Here is a 338-nt window from a genome sequence, read left to right on the forward strand (position 1 = left end):
GATCTCGCGGATGGTGAAGAAGTTACCCAGGGACTTGGACATCTTTTCTTTGTTCACCCGGATGGCACCCGCGTGCATCCAGGTGTTCACAAAAGTGTGGCCAGTGGCACATTCTGACTGGGCAATCTCGTTCTCATGGTGCGGGAACAACAGATCCGGGCCACCGCCGTGAATATCGAATGTGTCGCCGAGACAGCAGGTGGACATCGCAGAGCACTCGATGTGCCAGCCAGGACGACCATCGCCCCAGGGCGACGGCCAGCTGACCTCCCCTGCCTTTGCCGCTTTCCACAACGCGAAATCTGCAGGGCTTCGCTTGGCTTCCTGAACATCCACCC

At 58.6% G+C, this 338-nt stretch carries 1 pseudogene; it reads right to left on the reverse strand.

Annotated features, from left to right (window positions below):
* Positions 1 to 338 (reverse strand): annotated as a pseudogene (locus B2W52_RS02025) (cysteine--tRNA ligase); the annotation flags it as partial.

Origin of the sequence: Marinobacter sp. UBA2498, assembly GCF_002341575.1 — a bacterium.
In the GTDB taxonomy this organism is placed as follows: Bacteria; Pseudomonadota; Gammaproteobacteria; order Pseudomonadales; family Oleiphilaceae; genus Marinobacter; species Marinobacter manganoxydans.